Origin of the sequence: Proluteimonas luteida, from assembly GCF_021191695.1 — a bacterium.
Classification (GTDB): domain Bacteria; phylum Pseudomonadota; class Gammaproteobacteria; order Xanthomonadales; family Xanthomonadaceae; genus Luteimonas; species Luteimonas luteida.
Genome location: NZ_JAIWPT010000010.1, coordinates 12,542 through 31,287 on the forward strand (window position 1 = coordinate 12,542; position 18,746 = coordinate 31,287).

Consider the following 18,746-nt stretch of genomic DNA (forward strand, 5'->3'; position numbering starts at 1 on the left):
TGCGCTCCGATCGGAAAGGCGAGATATTCGCAATTCGCGAATAGCGAATGAATGACTCGCCATGGAACTCAAACCGCAGGATCTGCTGGTGCTTTACAAGGCTGCCGCTCACCCGGGGCAGCGCTGGACCTACGCCTCTCTGGGCGAAGCCCTGGCGATGAGCGCGTCCGAAGCGCATGCCAGCGTGAAGCGCGCGGTGGCCGCCGGGCTGGCGGTGATGCGCGGCCGCGGGGACTGGTCGCCGGTGCGTCCGGCGCTGCTGGAATTCGCGGTGCATGGCGTGCGCTATGTCTGGCCGGCGGAGGCAGGAGCGGCCCGCCGTGGCGTGCCGACGTCGTTCGGGACGCCACCGCTTGCCGGGAAGATCACGGCCGCCGAAGGCGATGCGCCGGTCTGGGCACATCCATCCGGCACACATAAGGGGCCGACGCTGTCGCCGCTGTACCGCACGGTGCCGCAGGCGGCGCTGGCTGATCCCGCCCTGCACGAATTGCTTGCCCTGCAGGACGCGTTGCGTGCAGGTCGCGCGCGGGAGCGGGCGCTGGCGGCCGAACTGCTGCAGAAGGCGCTGGGAAGTGGCGATGCGACGTGACGATCCCAACCTGCCTTATCTGCGCGTGATTGCCGAGGCTTTGGGCGACCTGAGAGAGCAGGTGGTGTTCGTGGGCGGCGCAGTGGCCGGGTTGCTGGTGACCGATCCCCTGGCCGAGGGCGTGCGCGCGACTCGCGATGTGGACGCCATCGTCGAGGCGGGTCTTGCGCGGTTCCATCGCATCGAAGAGCAGGTTGCCGAGCGCGGTTTCGCGCGCGACATGGAAAGCGGTGTGGTCTGCCGCTGGGTGCATCGCGAAAGCGGAGTACTGTTCGACTTGATGCCCGTGCAGCCGGATGTGCTCGGCTTTTCCAACCGCTGGTACCGGTATGCGGTCGACACCGCGGTGCCGTTCAACCTGGCCCCGGGATTGTCGATCCGACTGGCCAATGCCGTTGCCTTCGTGGCGACCAAGCTGGAGGCTTTCGCCGGCCGTGGCGCGGGTGACATCCTGGCCAGTCACGATCTTGAGGATGTGCTGAACATCGTGGATGGACGCGAAGAGCTGGCAGACGAACTGGCGGCTTCGCCGACGGCATTGCGGGAGGCGGTGGCCACGGCCTTCGCGGGGTTGCTGTCGCATCCGGATTTCGCCAATGCATTGCCGGGCTTGATTGCCGAGCCCGAACGTGCCGGCATTGTCGAAGCGCGACTACGGGGGATGTCGCAATGAACCTGCACCAGGAACACCACTTCGAACGCGAGATCTGCGCGCACCTTGCCGGCAACGGCTGGCTGTACGCCGAAGGCGATGCTGCGCAGTACGACCGCACCCATGCGTTGTTCCTGCCCGACCTGCTGGCGTGGATCGAGGCGACGCAGCCGGACAGTTGGCAGGCGCTGTCGAAGACGCACGGGCCGCAGCTGGGCCAGCGGTTGGCCGAACGCATCCGCAAGAATCTCGACGAGCGTGGCACGCTGGACGTGCTGCGCCGGGGCGTGGAGATGCTGGGGCTGAAGGGCCCGCTGTCGCTGGTGCAGTTCAAGCCGGCGCTGGCGATGAACCCGGTGATCGCGCAGCACTACACAGCCAACCGGTTGCGGGTGGTGCGGCAGGTCAGGCATTCGCCGAACAACCCGCATGATTGCGTGGACCTGGTGCTGTTCGTCAATGGCATCGCGGTGGCTACGGCGGAGCTGAAGTCGGAGTTCACCCAGTCCGTGGGCGATGCGGTGGACCAGTACCGCTTCGACCGCCACCCGCATCCCAAGGGCAGGCTGGCCGAACCGCTGCTGGGCTTCCCCGGCGGTGCGCTGGTGCACTTCGCAGTGAGTCAGGCCGAAGTGATGATGAGCACGCGGTTGCAGGGGCCCGGCACGCGTTTTCTGCCGTTCAATCGCGGCAACCATGGAGCAGCCGGCAACGTACCCAACCCGGAAGGCTTCGCCACCGGCTACCTGTGGGAGGAGGTCTGGGCGCGCGACAGCTGGCTGGAGATCCTGGGCCGCTACCTGATCGGCAAGCGCGACGACAAGAAGCGGCTGGCGAGCGTGATCTTCCCGCGCTACCATCAGCTCGACGCCACGCGGAAACTGGTGGCCAACGTGCGCGCGAACGGGGCAGGGCAGCGCTACCTGATCCAGCATTCGGCGGGCTCGGGCAAGACCAACTCCATCGCGTGGAGCGCGCATTTCCTTGCCGACCTGCACGATGACCAGCACCGCAAGCTGTTCGACAGCGTGTTGGTGGTGTCCGACCGCAACGTGCTGGACGTGCAGCTGCAGGAGGCGATCTTCGACTTCGAGCGCACCACCGGCGTGGTGGCCACCATCACTGGCGAGCATGGCAGCAAGAGTGCGCAGTTGTCGCAGGCGCTCAAGGACGGCAAGAAGATCATCGTCTGCACCATCCAGACCTTCCCGTTCGCGCTGCAGGCGGTGCAGGAGCTGGCGGCGACGGAAGGCAAGCGTTTCGCGGTGATCGCCGACGAGGCGCACAGCTCGCAGACCGGCGAGGGCGCAGCCAAGCTCAAGCAGCTGCTCAGCGCGCAGGAATGGGCGGAACTTCAGGACGGCGGCGAGATCGACACCGAGGCGCTGCTTGCCGCCGGCATGGCGGCACGCACCGGCGGCACTGGTTTGACCTACGTGGCCTTCACCGCAACGCCCAAGGGCAAGACGCTGGAGCTGTTCGGACGGCCGGGTCCGGATGGCTTGCCGCAGCCGTTCCACGTGTATTCGATGCGGCAGGCGATCGAGGAAGGTTTCATCCTCGACGTGCTGAAGAACTACACGCCGTACGACCTGGCGTTCCGCCTGACGCATGAAGGCCAGGAGATCGACCACAAACAGGTTGAACGTTCCGCGGCAATGAAGGGGATCATGCAGTGGGTGCGCCTGCATCCCTACAACATCGCGTCGAAAGTGCAGATCGTGGTCGAGCACTACCGCGAGAACGTGCAGCCGCTGTTGGAGGGCAGGGCCAAGGCGATGGTAGTGGTGGCCTCGCGCAAGGAGGCGGTGCGCTGGCAGAAGGCGATCCGCGGCTACATCGAACGCCAAGGCTATCCGCTGGGCGTGCTTGTGGCGTTTTCCGGCGAGATCAATGATCCCGAGAGCTTTCCCGAAGCGGTGACCGAAACCAGCAAGCTGCTGAATGCTGGGCTGAAGGGACAGGACATCCGCGAGGCATTCGCCAAGCCCGAATACAACCTGTTGCTGGTCGCCAACAAGTTCCAGACCGGCTTCGACCAGCCTTTGCTGTGCGGCATGTACGTGGACAAGAAGCTGGGAGGCATCCAGGCGGTGCAGACGCTCTCGCGCCTGAACCGCGCGTACCCGGGCAAGGACACCACCTACATCCTCGATTTCGTCAATGACGCGACCGACGTGCTGTCCGCGTTCAAGACCTATTACGAGACGGCGGAACTGGAAGCGACGACCGATCCGAATATGGTCTATGACCTGCGCGCCAAGCTCGATGCCAGTGGGCACTACGACACCTTCGAAGTCGAGCGCGTGGCGAAGGTGGAGACGGATCCAGCCGGGACGCAGGCGCAGCTCAGTGCTGCGATCGCCCCGGTGGCGGACCGCCTCCTCAAGCGCTACAAAGCGACACAGCAGGTCAGGGTTGCTGCCGAAGCCGGCAGCGACGGGAGTGCGGCCCAGGCCGCCAAGGACACGCTGGACGCGCTGGTGTTGTTCAAGAACGATATGGGCGCGTTCGTTCGGCTGTATGCCTTCCTCTCGCAGATGTTCGATTACGGCAATACCGACATCGAAAAGCGCTTCATCTTCTATCGACGCCTGATCCCGCTACTTGAGTTCGGCCGTGAACGAGACGAGGCCGACTTGTCCAAGGTCGTGCTGACCCACCACACCTTGCGCAGAGGCAGCAAGGATCCGCTGGACTTCAACACCGACGGCAGCTACAAGCTGGCGCCGATGGGCTCTGTGGGCAGTGGCGGCGTGCAGGAAAAGCAGCAGGCGTACCTGGCCGAGATCATCGAGAAGGTCAACGGATTGTTTGAGGGCCAGCTCACCGACGATGACCAGTTGGTCTATGTCAATGGCGTACTCAAGGGCAAGCTGTTGGAGAACAGGACGCTGGTGCAGCAAGCGGCCAGCAACAGCAAGGAGCAGTTCGCCAATTCCCCGGATCTGAAGGATGCCTTGCTGCACGCGATCATGGACGCGCTGGATGCGCACACCACCATGAGCAGCCAGGCACTGGAGTCCGACCGCGTACGGGATGGGTTGAAACACATCTTGCTGGGACCCGCGCAACTCTACGAAGCGCTTCGCGCCAAAGGGCAAGGCACTCGGCCAACGATGTGATCCGTTGTGATGACAACCAGCGCCGCTGCCTCGTAACGAGCTGTGGAATTTAACATAATGTGCATTATGCGAAGTTTAGAGGATGCGCGGCGTACACGGTCGCCGCCCTACGCTGGCTTGCCGCCAAGCTGCAAGGAGGCCGCTATGACCACGTGCTGGCACTGTAAAGCTGAGTTAGACACCGCACACTACGACCGCGGTGCACAATCGCTTCGGTGCGCACCGATCCCGCTGTTTCTTGCCCGCAATGCGATAACCCTCCAACGCATTGCGGTCAAGAGCCGGGACAAGTAAAACTGATACATCCCGAGCTGCGAGTGTTGTACGCGTCGAAGTCTCCCCAGCACCCGCGCTAACCCTACCCATCTAGCCCGCTCAACTGTCGCCATCTGCAGACGCCAACGGACAACGATCCCCAACCACACATATCCGCGGAAAAGTACCCCCACACTCAGCCGCGTGGCTGAATAGCTGTTCTCGGTATTGGGTACGGCGAAGCCTCCCTAGCACATGCGCCAACCCTACCCAAGCGTCCCCGACGCCAAGCGCCTGAAGGAGCTGGAATCGGAGAACACCCGGCTGAAGAAGTTGCTGGCCGAGCAGATGTTCGAGAACGACGTCATCAAGGATGGTCTGCTTTTGGTCAAGAGCGGATGTAGCGTCACGCCTTTAATCAGCTTCTGAGTTGATCCAACAGCGCCGCGATTGAGCGCGCGGGGGACGCGTCTCCCACTTGCCATCCCGCGTCCGACCCGAGGAATCTGATCACTGGCGCGCCTGTTTCAGCATGCTCCAAGGGCGTAAACCCGGATCGTCGAAGTGCGCGACAAAGCCAAGTCGCTTCTACGCCGTCGACTGCAACCTGCACTGCTCGACCTTCCCGAGCCGTCGACTCGAAACGCCCGGATTCAAGCGAGAAGCGCAGGTTGTGCTGGTCGAACGTGGCGCCGATCGCGCCAGACAGCGCGATGTCTTCGGGCGTGCCGTCAAGGAAGTGCCCTTCCCCGGGCAGCAGCCACAGACGGTCGGCGGTTTCCAGCGACAGTTCCAGATCGTGGCTTGACAGCACGATGGCCACGCCCTGCTCTCGCGCGATGCGGCGCAGCAGGTCGATGATCGTCACCCGGCTGGGCAGGTCGAGGAAGGCGGTGATCTCGTCGAGCAGCAGGACCTGCGGCTGCTGGGCCAAGGCCCTCGCGATCATCACCCGCTGCCGTTCGCCGTCGCTGAGACTGTCGATGCTGCGATCGGCGAGATGCGCGCCCTCGACGCGCTCGAGTGCATCTGCGGCGATGCGGCGATCCTCGTCGCCGAGCACGCCGGACCAGCCGGTATGCGGCTGGCGCCCCAACTCGACGAGTTCGCGCACGCCCAGCGCGCCGGCCTGCACGCGTTCGGTCAGGACCACGGCGATGCGTCTTGCTCGTTCGCTGCCCGACAGACTGCGCACCGCTACGCCGTCGAGCGAGACCTCGCCCGCCAGCGGCGACAGGAATCCGCCCAGTGTGCGCAGAAGCGTCGACTTGCCCTGCCCGTTGCGGCCCAGCAGGCAGACGAACTCGCCCGCCTGCACGTCGAGGTCGGGCAGTGTCGCCAGCACGCGTCGACCGTAGCCGATCCGGATGTCCCGCAAGGCCAGCATGTCAGCGCTCCGCTGCGCGCAGGCTGCGCGCGGTCAGCAACAGGACGATCACAACCGGTGCGCCGAGGATCGCCAGGATCGAATTCAGATGCAGAAAATGCTGGCGCCAAGGCAAATGCACGACGAGATCGGCCACCAATGCCAACAGCGCGCCCAGCGCGAAGCTCGCCGGCAGCAGCGCGCCGATCCGGGCTGAACCGATCAGACCGCGTGCGAGATGCGGCGTGATCAGACCGACGAAGGCGACCGGGCCGCAGAATGCAGTCACCGGCGCCGCGAGCAGGATCGTCGCGGCCAGCACGCGCCGCCGCAGGCGCGGCACGTCGACGCCGAGGCTTTCGGCGTAGGTATCTCCGAGCAGGAGCGCGGTCAGCGGCTTGGCCAGCCAGACCGCGAGCGCGAGACCGATCAGCAGGGGCGGTAACCAGGTCGCGAAGTCCGGCCATGCCACCGACGCGAAAGTCGCGTCGTTCCACGAGGAGAAGATCCGCGTCTGCGTGCGGTTGGTGAAGTGCAGCAGCACGCCGATCAGGCCCTGGGCGAGAAAGCCCAGCATCAGGCCGAGCACCAGCAGTGTGACCGAGCCCACGCGACGCGCCATCGCGGCCATCGCCAGGGCCACACCCAGCGTGCCCAGCGCGGAACCGGCGACGATGCCCATGCCCGACAGCGCCCCCAGTGCCTGCAGCGCCGCAGGCCCGACCACCGCCCCGGCCACGACGACCAGCGCCGCGCCGAACTGGCCGCCGGCCATGAGTCCCATCGACCAGGCATCGGCCAGCGGATTGCGGAACAGTGTCTGCATCAGCAGGCCGGCGACACCGAGTGCGCCGCCACCGATGATCGCGGCGAGCACGCGCGGCAGCCTTAGGCCGGAGACGATGCGGTACTCCGCGGACTGCGGCTCGAATCCGAACAGGCCGTGCAGCACACGTCCCACCGACAACACCTCATGGCCGATCGCTAGGCTCGCCATTGCCGCGCAGACCAGAGCGAGCGCAGCCAGACCGAGTGCCAGCGGTGCACGCAGGCGGCGCGTGTTGGGCACCATCGCAGGCGCACTCACTGGTAGCGATCCTGCGGCAGCGGCTTGAGGAAGCGGAACGGTTCGGGGCGCAGCTGGGGATGCAGCATCTTCACGAAGTCGCCGAGCACCCAATCGGGACGGACGACGGCCGTCTGGTACCAGTCGTGCACATTCTCGTCGAGGAGGCTGCGGCCGGTGTTGCCGTACAGCCTGCCCTCTCGCCAGGCGGGAAATGCGTCGAGCACCGCGCGGCCTCGGGGCGGTGCGGCATGCAGGTCGCCGATCAGCCACAGGTCCGTGCGCGCTGCCAGCGGCAGCAGCGCCTCGCTCGACACGGTCTCCGACGACCAGCGCGCCGGGTCCTCGGGCTGCGCCATCAGATTGATCCCGCCGGCGTCGGCGATGTACGCCGCCTCGGCACCCCGCACCGTCGCCACCCAGCGATCCGCGCCTGCGGGGTAGGCCCAGAGCACGCCGGGGCTGGGCTGGTCCGCGACCTGCGCCTTCAGCGCCGCGACGTTCCCTTCGATCTCGTCGAACAGCGCCTGCGCGCGCGCATCGGTGCCCGTCAGCAGACCGAAGAAGCGGATCCATTCCGCACGGCCCAGATAGCTCGTCTCCTCCTCCGCGAACGTCGGCACCACGGTCAACCCGAGCGCGCGGGCGCGCTGCAGCACCGGCGTCTGCGCGAGATCGGACAGGCGCATCAGAAAAACGTCCGGCTGTCGTGCGATCAGCACGTCGAGGTTCGGTGGCGCGTGCCAGTTGTAGCCGACCTGGGCGATCTCGCCTGCCTTGGCACGACGGCGTGTGGTGTTGTCGAACGACGTCAGGCCGCCTACGGCGACCAGACGGTCGGCGACACCGAGCGCGGACAGGAAGGCCTCGTCGACGCCGTTGTTGGCCGCGATCGTCCGCACCGGCGTGCGCACGATCGTCGCGCCCCGCAGCGCACCGGTGAGTGCCGGCGCCTCGTCGGCTTCGGGCACCAGGACCAGCGTGTCCGACTGCGGTGCGCGCGCACCGCCCTGATCGGCGACCGGCGCCTGCAAGCGAGCGACGATGAATCCCTCGTGCCGGACGAGTTCGAGATAACGGGCATACCGCAGCGGGATCGCGATGCCACCGCTGTCGGACACGGCGCGATCGCCGACATCGGTCGATCCAGGGCCACAGGCCGCAAGACCCACCGCCACAAGCACGGATGCCGCGAGCAGCAGCGTTCTGGCAAGCCACGGATGGCTGCGATCACAGGTTCCGCCGCATTGCGCATTGCACATCGTTCCGCCCCCGGATTAATTGAATGTTATGTTATATCAATTCAAAGGGAATCCATATGCTCAAGCTGCTTCCGCTCGCAGTCGCGACCGGCATCGTCGTCATGGCCGGGCCGATCGACGCCCGTTCGTCCACGCCCGGCGACACTTCAACGGCCGCCACCGAACTCGACGCGATCACGGTCTACGGCCGGCGCATCGGCCGCATCCCGGGCGAGACGGCGACCAAGACCGGCGCGCCGGTGCTGGAAACGCCGTTCGCGGTCAACATCGTGCCGCGCGAGCTGCTGGACCTGCGCAACGTGTCCAACATCGGCGAGGCCGCGGAAACAGTCAGCGGCGTACAGCGGACCATCGGCTTCTCGGGCAACCAGCGTTTCCGCATCCGCGGCTTCCAGGCCGTGAGTACCCTGCGCGACGGCTTCCGCCAGAGCGTGTCGCAGCCGGAGATCGACCTGCAGGGCGTCGACAGCATCGAGGTGCTCAAGGGACCGGCGTCGGCGCTCTACGGCCGCTTCGAACCCGGCGGCGTGATCAACTTCGTGTCCAAGCGCCCCCAGGAAAGCGCGGCCCATGTCGCCTCGTTCACCGCCGGCGCCTACGACTACGCGCGTGCCGGCCTTGACCTCAACGCGCCACTGCGCGGAGACGGCAGCCTGCTCGGCCGTTTCAATCTCGGCTACGAGGACGCCGGAAGCTTCCGCGACGGCATCGACAACCGGCAGCTATACGTCGCGCCGGTCATCGACTGGCGTCCCGATGCCGACACCAGTGTGCTGCTGCGTGCGGAATATCTAGACCGCGATGCCGCCTTCGATCGCGGACTCGGCAACAGTCCGCGCTTCCTCGAGCTGCCGCTGGGCCGCAACTTCGGCGAGGAGTTCATGCGCATCGAGAAGCAGCAGTGGGCCGTGGGCGCGGAGTTCAACCGGCAACTGGCGCGCGATTGGCGCGTGCGTGTGGGCGGCTTCGTCTCCGATGTCGACGTGCCGCGCGAGGAGTTCTTCAACTACGGCTTCCCCGCACTCGACGGCAACACGGTCAACCGCAACTTCGTGAGCTACCACGAGCGTCAACGCGACGTGACCCTGCAGGCCGAGCTGTACGGCGCCTTCGACACCGGCGCGCTCCACCACAATGTGCTGATCGGTGCAGAACACGTCGACGATCGGCTGCAGTTCCTCGATGGCCGCATCGCCTACGGCCAGCCGATCGACCTCCTCGATCCCGTGCCGACCGGACGCCCGGACACCTACGAATCCACCGGCGACAGCCGCTACGCCTACCGCACGCGGGCGCTCTATCTGCAGGACGAGCTGGCCTGGCAACGCTGGCGCCTGCTGCTGGGCGGGCGCTTCGAGCACACGCAGACCGAGTCGTTCTACACCGGCGGCATCGACCCGGCGATCGTGCGCAAGGACTCGCCGTTCTCGCCTCGCGCGGGTCTGACCTTCCTGGTCACGCCGGATCTGTCGCTCTACGCGAGCTGGGCGCGCTCGTTCCGCAACGAGGCCGACGCCGGCCTGCTCGAAAGCGGCATCACGCCCAAGCCGACCCGCGGCGACCAGATCGAGGTGGGCATCAAGTCGCTGCTGCTCGACGGGCGCATGGAGGCCACGTTCGCCGCGTTCGACCTGCGCAAGCGCGACGCGGTGGTGGCCGATCCTGTCGACTGGAATCTCGTCGTGCAGACCGGCGAGCTGCGCGTGCGCGGCCTCGAGGCGGAAGTGTCGGCGCGCCCGGTCGATCCTTGGACGCTTATGGCGTCCTACGCCTACTCGGACGCGACGATTGCCGAGGATACCGACGCGTTCCTGCTCGGCAACCGGCTGGCCGGCGTGCCCCGGCACCAGGCCAGCGTGTGGACCTCGTGGACCTTCGACGGGACGCTGGCTGGCCTGACCCTCGGTGGCGGCGTGTTCCATGCAAGCGAACAGGCCGCGACGACGGCCAACAGTTTCATGCTGCCCGGCTATACGCGACTGGACCTCAATGCACGCTACACCTTCGGCGACGGATTGGAACTGCTGCTCAACGTCGACAACGTCACCGACCGGCGCTACTTCATCACCGGTGGCTTCTCGCAGATCTATCCGCAGGCGCCGCGGACAGCGCGGGTAACGCTGACCAAGCGATGGTGATCTGACATCGTCCCCGACGTCCGCTTCGGGTCGGAAGCGGACCTGCCCTACCCCCGATAAACATCCCTAATCCGGACAGTACCGAGGGGCTTCGACGTCTCTGACGTTGCGTGCAGGCCTTGACCTTCAAGTCGACTTCAAACCTACATTCCGGCAACGCGGTACCGGGTAGGCTCAATGTGCCCGGCGTCGCGCCCAGGCGATCGGCGCAGTTCCGGATCGAAATCAGGGCTGTACCCGTCGATGGTCAGGGGAATCGACAACCATCCAACGCACAGGAGACATTCCCATGGGGTACGTGACAACGAACGACGGGGTCGAGATCTTCTACAAGGACTGGGGCCCACGCGATGCCAAGGTCATCCACTTCCATCACGGCTGGCCGCTGACGTCCGACGACTGGGACGCGCAGATGCTGTTCTTCGTGAACAAGGGCTACCGCGTGGTCGCACATGACCGGCGCGGCCATGGCCGTTCCAGCCAGGTCTGGGACGGGCACGACATGGACCACTACGCCGATGACGTGGCGGCGGTGGTCGAGAAGCTGGGCACCCGGGGCGCCATGCACGTCGGCCATTCGACCGGTGGCGGCCAGGTGGTGCGTTACATCGCGCGACACGGCCAGGACAAGGTGTCGAAGGCGGTGCTCATCAGCGCCGTGCCGCCGCTGATGGTCAAGACCGACAGCAACCCCGGGGGTACGCCGAAGGAGGTCTTCGACGATTTCCAGGCGCAGGTCGCGGCCAACCGCGCGCAGTTCTATTACGACGTTCCGGCCGGTCCCTTCTACGGCTACAACCGGTCCGGCGCGAAACCTTCTGAAGGCATCATCTGGAACTGGTGGCGGCAGGGAATGATGGGTAGCGCCAAGGCGCAGTACGACGGCATCGTCGCGTTCTCGCAGACCGACTTCACCGAGGACCTGAAGGGCATCGGCATCCCGGTGCTGGTCATCCACGGCGATGACGACCAGGTGGTGCCCTACGAGGCTTCGGGCGTGCTGTCGGCAAAGCTGGTTCAGAACGGCACCCTGAACACATACAAGGGCGCACCGCATGGCATCCCGACCACGCATGCGGACCAGGTCAACGCCGATCTGCTGGCCTTCCTGGAAAGCTGAAGCCAGTCCCTTCCCTTGGCCGGCTGACCCTGGGGTTCCGCCGGTCGAGTCGGACCCTCCTCCTGGAGGCTGGACCGCAATCGACTGCCTGCCGAATGCAAGGCTCGCCAGCCGCCAGAACAAGGCTTGACCTTAAAGTCAACTTCAATCCTACCGTGTCGCAATGCGCTGAGGAAGGACGCCATACCGGGCTCTTCCAACACACGCTACTCCACACCGATAGGACTGATGCTGATGAACAAGACCCTGCACGCCCTTGCGCTTGGCTTGGCGCTTCTCGCCGGTGCCGGCACGGCCTGGGGTGCCACACCGCCCCCAGCCGACACCACGACGATCAGGATCGGCGGGCACGACGTGCCTGTCGTGAAAGGCGGCTTGTACGACCGCTTCCGCTCCAACCCGCCGCTGTCCGTGATTGCCACCGAGGCGCCCGACGTCGACCTCAGCTGGTTCCGGGGCCTCGAGAAGCAGAAGGTGGACATGGGCTTTGAAAGCTGGTCGCCCAACTTCTACTACCGGAACAGCCGCGTCACCGCCATCTACACCGCCGATCTGGCCCGGCTGCGCGAACTGATGCCTGAAGGGGTGCTGGAAGAAGTGCAGCCGCTGCAGGTGTGGCCCGGCCGCGGGCTGGTCGCGCTCACCGCCTACGCTTACGAGTATTGCGACAACGACAGCTACAACGAGATCGGACTGTCCGTCGTCACCACCCGGCCCGGCGCGCGTGGCTGGGGACCGTTCTCGCTGGCGGCCCAATCCCGCGCCAACGATTTCTGGGGCCATGTGCTGAAGATGCCGGTGGATACCGAACTGGCTCGCGTGCGCGGCGTGGTCGGTTACAACCTGCCCAAGTGGCTCACGAAGATCAACTATCGCGACGACGGCGACACCGTGGTCGTGGAGATCTTCGACAGCGAAACCGGCAAGCTGGACGTGACCATGCAGACCCGCGCCCTGGACGTGTCTTCCAGCAAGGAAAGCCTGATCAGGAACAGCTTCACCAACGTCGACCACGATGGGCGACCCACCACCGGCTACTCGGTCTCCCGTCAGCTCCGGCACGCCAGCACCTCCAGTTCCGATACGGTCGAACTGACACTGACCGATGGAAGTTTTTCGCGCTTCATCGAATCGCTGGATCTGGGAAGGATGGTCAGGTACGAGTACGTCCCTGATTTCCAGGCTGCGCTGTACGCCCCCGAGTTGTTGGCGCCCGCTGCGTCCGCGCAGTCGGCACCCTGAGCCGGCAGCTGGAGAAGGCACATGACCACCGTCGATCCCGGCACGCCCATGAGCGCGCTGCTCGAGCGTCAGCGCAGCGCCTTCCTTGATGACGGGCCGCCCGGCTTGCGCCTGCGCAAGGCGCGACTCGCGCGGCTGCGTGTCGCAGTGTTGGCGCACCGCGAAACGCTGGAGGAGGCGGTGAGTGCCGACTTCGGACATCGACCGCCTGGCCAGCGGCGACTACGCCAGCATCGTCAGCGATGCCCACCACCAGCGGCCGTGCGGATTGATCAAGAAGGCGCGCAGCAGCGGCGCGAAGGTCGTCGACGCGATGCCGCCCTCCGCTTCCGGCCTTCGTCACCCACGAACGCTGATGCCGATGCTGGTCGTCGGCCTGGACGACGATGCCGCGCTGATGCAGGAGGAAATCTTCGGCCCCATCCTGCCGGTGCGCACCTGCCGCGACATCGACGAGGTCATCGCCTACGTCAATGCAAGGCCGCATCCGCTGGCGCTCTATTATTTCGGCGCCGAGGACGACGATTGCGCCCGACTGCTGGTACGGACCACGTCGGGCAACTCGGCGGCGTCGGCCCCAGCGGCATGGGGCGTATCATGGCGTCGAAGGATTCCGCGCGATGAGCCATGCCAGGGGCGTCTTCGTGCAGGGCCGCTGGAAACTTTCCAGCACGATGCGTGCTCCATTCGGCCGACTTGCCGACATCGCCATCGCATTGACCCTTGGCAAACCGCGGCCCCAGCCGCAAGCAAAGCTGACGATATCGCCATGATGAAGATCGGAGAACTCGCCAAGCGCACCGGCCTTGCGCCTTCGCGCATCCGCTTCTACGAGCGCATCGGCCTGCTGAAAACCGTCCAGCGGCAGGCCAATGGCTACCGCAGCTATCCGGACGATGCCGTGCTGGTGCTCCAGCTGATCACGACCGGGCAGAAGGCCGGCTTCAGCCTGGATGAGCTGGCCACGCTGCTGCCGACCGACATGGCGTCCTGGGAGCACGAAACACTGGTCGGCACGCTGCAGCGCAAGGTGCAGGAAATCGAAGCATTGCAGGAGCGGCTTGCGCGGAGCAAGGCGCAGCTGGTCGAACTGCTCGACCAGATCGAAGCCAAGCCCGCCGACATGGACTGCGCCGCCAATGCCAAGCGTGTCTTGTCGGAACTGCAGCTCGGCATGGACGAAGCCGACATGCCCACCCCCGGGCCGACGCGGGACAAGGAGTAGGTCCTTGGCTGAAGCCAGTAGCGCCTCAACGCCGATGCCATGGATGATCTACGGTGCCAACGGCTATACCGGCACACTGATCGCGCGCGAGGCCGCGCGACGTGGGCTCAGGCCCGTATTGGCCGGTCGCAACCGCGAGACCATCGAGGCGCTGGCGTCAACGCTTGGTCTCGAAGCCCGCGTGTTCGGCATGGACGACCCTGCCGCAGTGGTCGAACAGGTCGAAGGCAACGCATTGGTACTGAACTGCGCCGGCCCTTTCTCGGCCACCGCCGCGCCGATGATGGAAGCCTGCCTGAGTGCCCGGGCGCATTACCTGGACATCACCGGGGAGATCGCCGTGCTGGAGCTGGCGCAGTCCTTGAACGGACGCGCGCAAGACGCGGGCATCGTGCTTTGCTCCGGCGTGGGCTTCGATGTCATCCCCACAGATTGCGTTGCCGCCGCACTCAAGGCTGCATTGCCCGACGCCACCCATCTCGCGTTGGGTTTCGACTCGCGCTCGGGCTTCTCGCCCGGCACCGCCAAGACCTCGGTCGAGGGCATGGCACAGGGCGGCAAGGTGCGTCGCGACGGCAGGATCGTCACCGTGCCGCTGGCCTACGAGGTCCGCTGCATCGACTTCGGCGATGGCGAGAAAGAAGCCATGACCATCCCCTGGGGCGATGTTGCGACCGCGTACCACACGACCGGCATTCCGAACATCGAGGTGTTCGTGCCGGCCTCGCCCCGGACGATCGCCTACGCCAGGCGCGCCAACCTCGTGCGACCGATTCTGGGGTGGTCCTGGGTACAGCGGCTGATCAAGGCGCGCATCGCCCGGACGGTCAAGGGGCCAAGCGACGAACAGCGCGCACGCATGCCCACCTACGTCTGGGGCGAGGCGACCAACGCCCGGGGAGAACGAAAGACGGCGCGCATCCGAACGGCCAACGGCTACAGCCTCACGATCGACGGCGCGCTTGCCGTCGTCGCCCAGCTGATGGCGACAAGGCCCGCAGGAGGCGCTTACACACCTGCCCGCCTCGTCGGCCCATCCTTGATCACCGGCTTACCGGGTTCAGGGCCGCTGCAGATCAGCTGACGCCCGCGACGCTCCGTGCTGGCAAGAGAGATCCCTGCCGCGATCACAGCAGCGCGGCCACGCGCTCCGCTGTCTTCCTGGCCGACCCGGGGTTCTGCCCCGTCACCAGCCGCCCGTCCGCAACGACATGGGCAACGAACGGCAGCAGCCCTTTCTCGTACAGGGCGCCACGGCGCTTCATCTGTTCTTCCGCGTTGTACGGCATCGCCTTCGCAACGCCGGCGAGGATTTCCTCCCGCCACGAGAACCCGGTGAGACGGCGTCCGGCCACCAGCAGCGTCCCGTCGGACAGGCGGGTGTTGAGCAGGCCGCAGTAGCCATGGCAGACGGCGGAGACGATGCGGTCGCGCTCGAAGAGCTCGCGGGTGATGCCCTGCAGCGGCTCGCTGTCCGGGAAATCCCACATGACGGCGTGGCCGCCGGTAAAGTAGATCGCATCGAAATCGGCCGGGTCGATGTCCCCGGGCCTGGCGGTGCGATCGAGCAGTTCCATCCGCGAAGGGTCGGCCAGCCACGCTTTGGCCGAGGCGTCGAGCAGCGGCCACTTCAACGCCCGCGGCTCCAGCGGCGTGTGGCCGCCCTTCGGGCTGACCAACTGCTGCTGGAAGCCACGCGCTTCGAACACATCCCAGGCGTGGGTCAGCTCCGACAGCCACAACCCGGTCGGATGGGATGGATCGTCGTAATGGGCCACGTTGCTGACGACGTGCAGGATGCGACGGGCCATCTCGGGCTTCCCGTATTGCGGACGGTCACTCGACCGGTACTTTAAGGGTCAATCCGGGTTGAGGGTCAAGGCGGCACTCGTCGCATCAGGTCACCGATCGATCCGTTGGTCCGGGGATGTGTTGACCTTCAAGTTGACTTGAAGGATACAGTTTGCAGACCCCGCAACGATATCGTGCAGGCTGCCGGTCGTCGCATCGCACGCACCACATCCGGCCATTCGACACGGCAGCATGCCCGCCTCCGGGCATGGCATTCAGCGGCCTGCCCATAAGCCCACGCACTGCACCATCGAACATCCACAGGAATCGCCACCATGCAGACCATATTGGGCGCGAACGGCCAGATCGCCACCGAGCTGGCGCGTGCGCTGCGCCGCGAGCACACCGACACGCTGCGGCTGGTCAGCCGAAATCCGCGCAAGGTCGACGAGGCCGACACGCTGATGTCGGCCGACCTGCTCGATGCCGACCAGACCGCGGCTGCCGTCGCTGGCAGCCGCATCGTCTATTTCACCGCCGGGCTGCCGCCGGACACGCGCCTGTGGGAGGCGCAGTTCCCGACGATGCTCAGGAACGCGCTGGATGCCGCTCGATCCGTTGGCGCGGCCTTCGCGTACTTCGACAACACCTACATGTATCCGCAGGATGCGCGGCTGCAGACCGAGGACACGCCATTCGCGCCGGTCGGACGCAAGGGCAAGGTGCGAGCGCACATGGCGGAGATGGTGCTGGCGGAAATGGCGCGCGGCGAGATTCCGGTGCTGATCGCCCGTGCGCCCGAGTTCTATGGTCCCGGCAAGACCCAGAGCTTCACCAATGCACTGGTCACCGACCGATTGCGGGCCGGCCGAAAGCCGCTGGTTCCGGTGCGCGACGATGTCCGGCGCACGCTGATCTGGACGCCGGACGCCAGCCGCGGGCTGGCCACGCTTGGCAACACGCCTGATGCCTTCGGGCAGACCTGGCACCTGCCCTGCAATGACGATCGGCCGACCTACAGGGAGTTCGTCACCATGGCCTGCGAGGCGTTCGGCAAGCCTGTGGCGTACCGCGTCCTCGGCAAGTGGGCGCTGATCGGGGCTGGCCTGTTTTCCAGCGAAGTCCGGGAAATCCGCGAACTGCTTCCCCGTTATGAGCAGGACAACCTCTTCGATTCGGGCAAGTTCAAGCAGCGCTTCCCCCGGTTCGAGGTGACCGGCTATCGCGAGGGCATCGATCGGGTACACCAAAGCGCGCCATGACGCGGCATGTGAGGACTCGCAGGCTGACGCAACACGCCCGCACGGATTCTAGGCTTCCGGTGCATACCTCGGGCTCCCGCCTCGATCCTGCAGCCCGGAAGATTTCCGCCATCGACACTCCCGGCGATGGCCCCTCATTCCTCGATCGTTTCATGCGCGCCGGCGGCGCCCCGACGCCAGTAGCCTGCGGCCTTGATCCAGGCCTTGGGCCCGCCGCGGGCGACGAAAGCCGGGCGGACCTGGCGCATGGCCGTGGTCTCGCCCGCCGCCCAGAAATGGGTGTCGGCATCCGGCAGCGGCAGCGCCGCGACGGCTGCGACGAGCCGCTCGCCGGACGTGGCCGTGTCGCCATGCAGCCACTGGATGTGCACGTCGGCGCGTGAGCGGAATGGCAAGGTGTCGGCGACTTCGCCCAGGTCGACGATCACCCAGGCGCCCGCCTCGGCCGGCAACTCCTCCAGCCGGCGCGAGATGGCCGGCCAGGCGGTGGCATCGCCGACCAGGACGTTCACGGCGAAGTCCGCGGGAATCACGTTGGACCCGCGCGGCCCGCCGAGGACCAGCGTCTGGCCAACGCTGGCCCGGGCCGCCCAGCTGGCCGCCGGGCCGTGGCCGTGCAGGACGAAGTCGATCTCCAGTTCCTGGCGTTGCGCGTCGTAACGGCGCGGCGTGTAGTCGCGCATGGACGGTTCGCCCTGCGGGTCGGCCGGATCCGGGAAGAACAGTTTCACGTGGTCGTCGAAGCCCAGGCTGGTGAAGCCGGCCAGGGCCTGACCGCCGAAGGTCACGCGCAGATAGTGCGGGGACAGGTGCTGCGTGCGCAGCACCGTCAGTTCGCGCCGCACCAGTTCGTGGCGGACGCGGCGGATCTCGTGCAACGCGCTCATGGCCGCAGGCCGTCCGCCGGCGTCGTTTCCGGCGCGTCGACGATCGCATCGGCAGCCGTCTGGAGCAGCCGTGCAACCCGCTCCACCTCGGCGTCGGACCATGGCCCGCGTCGCAGCAACAGGGCGTGCTTGAGCGTGTGCATGGCCTGGACGACCCGTTCGGGCGGGGCTTCGCCGGCCATGGCGCGGGCCGCCATGCGCATGCGGGCAGCCACGCCGTCGACGACCGCACGATTGTCGTCGAGCCATGCCTGGCCGGTCGCGGTGATCCGGTAGCGCTTCTTGCGGTCCGGCGACTCGCTGAAGGGTTCGATCAGGTCCTGTTCCTCCAGCAGGGACAGGGTCGGATAGATCGCGCCGGCGCTGGGCGCGTACTGGCCGCCGAAGCCTTCCTCGATGGCCTTGATGAGTTCGTATCCGTGGCGCGGCGACTGCGCGATCAGGTGCAGGACGATCAGCCGGAGATCGCCCTGGCCGAAGACGCGACCACCGCCCCTGCCGCCGCGTCCCCCGCGGCCGCCACCGTGACGACCGCCGCCCGTGCGCGGCGAGGATCCCTGGCTGCGCGCGGCACCATGCATTTCGGCATCGCGCCTGCCACCGCGGCGACCGTGGTCGGGGCCGTCCGATGCACGAGCGGCGCCGGACCGGTTTCCGGGTCGGGGGTGTACGTCGCGTTCGCCTCGAGGTCGGCGACGCATTCCGTCCGGATCGAATCGATTGATGAACATTGAAGCCTCCATTGGAAGATGATTCCGTTGGA

Annotated in this window: 16 protein-coding genes; 10 read left to right on the forward strand and 6 right to left on the reverse strand. The window is 66.3% G+C overall.

Annotation, left to right across the window (positions count from 1 at the left end):
- Positions 1-61 precede the first annotated feature (61 nt).
- The 4 genes from LDO26_RS10130 to LDO26_RS10145 all read left to right on the forward strand — a co-directional run bounded on the left by LDO26_RS10130 (position 62) and on the right by LDO26_RS10145 (position 5,053).
- Positions 62-592 (forward strand): MarR family transcriptional regulator, encoded by a 531-nt coding sequence (locus LDO26_RS10130; RefSeq protein ID WP_232130974.1) that lies wholly within the window; start codon positions 62-64, stop codon positions 590-592.
- Entirely contained in the window at positions 582-1,265 is a 684-nt protein-coding gene (locus tag LDO26_RS10135; protein ID WP_232130975.1) for a hypothetical protein, read from the forward strand. The genes LDO26_RS10130 and LDO26_RS10135 overlap by 11 nt, the downstream gene beginning before the upstream one ends.
- Positions 1,262-4,369, forward strand: coding sequence for a type I restriction endonuclease subunit R (locus LDO26_RS10140; protein ID WP_232130976.1), 3,108 nt, complete (start codon positions 1,262-1,264; stop codon positions 4,367-4,369). Before LDO26_RS10135 ends, LDO26_RS10140 begins: the two co-directional genes overlap by 4 nt.
- A gap of 510 nt (positions 4,370-4,879) precedes the next feature.
- Positions 4,880-5,053, forward strand: a complete 174-nt coding sequence (locus LDO26_RS10145; protein WP_232131107.1) for a hypothetical protein — start codon at positions 4,880-4,882, stop codon at positions 5,051-5,053.
- On the opposite strand, the gene LDO26_RS10150 is transcribed toward LDO26_RS10145, so the two are convergent.
- The 3 genes from LDO26_RS10150 to LDO26_RS10160 are packed head-to-tail and all read right to left on the reverse strand — an operon-like array spanning position 5,043 to position 8,318.
- Positions 5,043-6,011: an ABC transporter ATP-binding protein gene (locus LDO26_RS10150; protein ID WP_232130977.1), complete on the reverse strand. Its 969-nt coding sequence runs from the start codon at positions 6,009-6,011 to the stop codon at positions 5,043-5,045. The two genes, LDO26_RS10145 and LDO26_RS10150, sit on opposite strands and share 11 nt — an antisense overlap.
- A gap of 1 nt (position 6,012) precedes the next feature.
- Positions 6,013-7,062, reverse strand: coding sequence for a FecCD family ABC transporter permease (locus tag LDO26_RS10155; protein ID WP_232130978.1), 1,050 nt, complete (start codon positions 7,060-7,062; stop codon positions 6,013-6,015).
- An 11-nt stretch (positions 7,063-7,073) separates the two neighbouring features.
- Positions 7,074-8,318, reverse strand: a complete 1,245-nt coding sequence (locus LDO26_RS10160) for an ABC transporter substrate-binding protein (protein ID WP_232130979.1) — start codon at positions 8,316-8,318, stop codon at positions 7,074-7,076.
- Between the two features lie 56 nt (positions 8,319-8,374).
- Between LDO26_RS10160 and LDO26_RS10165 the strand changes: the two genes are divergently transcribed.
- The 5 genes from LDO26_RS10165 to LDO26_RS10185 all read left to right on the forward strand — a co-directional run bounded on the left by LDO26_RS10165 (position 8,375) and on the right by LDO26_RS10185 (position 15,127).
- On the forward strand, positions 8,375-10,456 hold the full coding sequence (locus LDO26_RS10165; protein ID WP_232130980.1) for a TonB-dependent siderophore receptor: 2,082 nt from the start codon (positions 8,375-8,377) through the stop codon (positions 10,454-10,456).
- Between the two features lie 289 nt (positions 10,457-10,745).
- On the forward strand, positions 10,746-11,576 hold the full coding sequence (locus LDO26_RS10170) for an alpha/beta fold hydrolase (protein ID WP_232130981.1): 831 nt from the start codon (positions 10,746-10,748) through the stop codon (positions 11,574-11,576).
- Between the two features lie 234 nt (positions 11,577-11,810).
- Positions 11,811-12,818: a hypothetical protein gene (locus LDO26_RS10175; protein ID WP_232130982.1), complete on the forward strand. Its 1,008-nt coding sequence runs from the start codon at positions 11,811-11,813 to the stop codon at positions 12,816-12,818.
- Positions 12,819-13,002: 184 nt separating this feature from the next.
- Complete coding sequence (locus LDO26_RS10180; protein WP_232130983.1) at positions 13,003-14,043, forward strand: aldehyde dehydrogenase family protein; 1,041 nt, start codon at positions 13,003-13,005, stop codon at positions 14,041-14,043.
- A gap of 4 nt (positions 14,044-14,047) precedes the next feature.
- On the forward strand, positions 14,048-15,127 hold the full coding sequence (locus tag LDO26_RS10185) for a saccharopine dehydrogenase family protein (protein WP_232130984.1): 1,080 nt from the start codon (positions 14,048-14,050) through the stop codon (positions 15,125-15,127).
- Between the two features lie 43 nt (positions 15,128-15,170).
- Here LDO26_RS10185 and LDO26_RS10190 read toward each other — a convergent pair whose 3' ends face one another.
- Positions 15,171-15,854 (reverse strand): type 1 glutamine amidotransferase domain-containing protein, encoded by a 684-nt coding sequence (locus LDO26_RS10190; RefSeq protein ID WP_232130985.1) that lies wholly within the window; start codon positions 15,852-15,854, stop codon positions 15,171-15,173.
- A gap of 315 nt (positions 15,855-16,169) precedes the next feature.
- Between LDO26_RS10190 and LDO26_RS10195 the strand changes: the two genes are divergently transcribed.
- Complete coding sequence (locus tag LDO26_RS10195; protein WP_232130986.1) at positions 16,170-17,096, forward strand: NAD-dependent epimerase/dehydratase family protein; 927 nt, start codon at positions 16,170-16,172, stop codon at positions 17,094-17,096.
- Positions 17,097-17,230: 134 nt separating this feature from the next.
- Here the strand turns inward: LDO26_RS10195 and LDO26_RS10200 are convergent, their stop codons facing one another.
- Both LDO26_RS10200 and LDO26_RS10205 read right to left on the reverse strand, forming a co-directional pair.
- Positions 17,231-17,983 carry a siderophore-interacting protein gene (locus tag LDO26_RS10200; protein ID WP_232130987.1) on the reverse strand — a complete coding sequence of 251 codons (753 nt, stop codon included), beginning with the start codon at positions 17,981-17,983 and terminating at the stop codon, positions 17,231-17,233.
- Entirely contained in the window at positions 17,980-18,726 is a 747-nt protein-coding gene (locus LDO26_RS10205) for a PadR family transcriptional regulator (RefSeq protein WP_232130988.1), read from the reverse strand. Before LDO26_RS10205 ends, LDO26_RS10200 begins: the two co-directional genes overlap by 4 nt.
- Positions 18,727-18,746 lie beyond the last annotated feature (20 nt).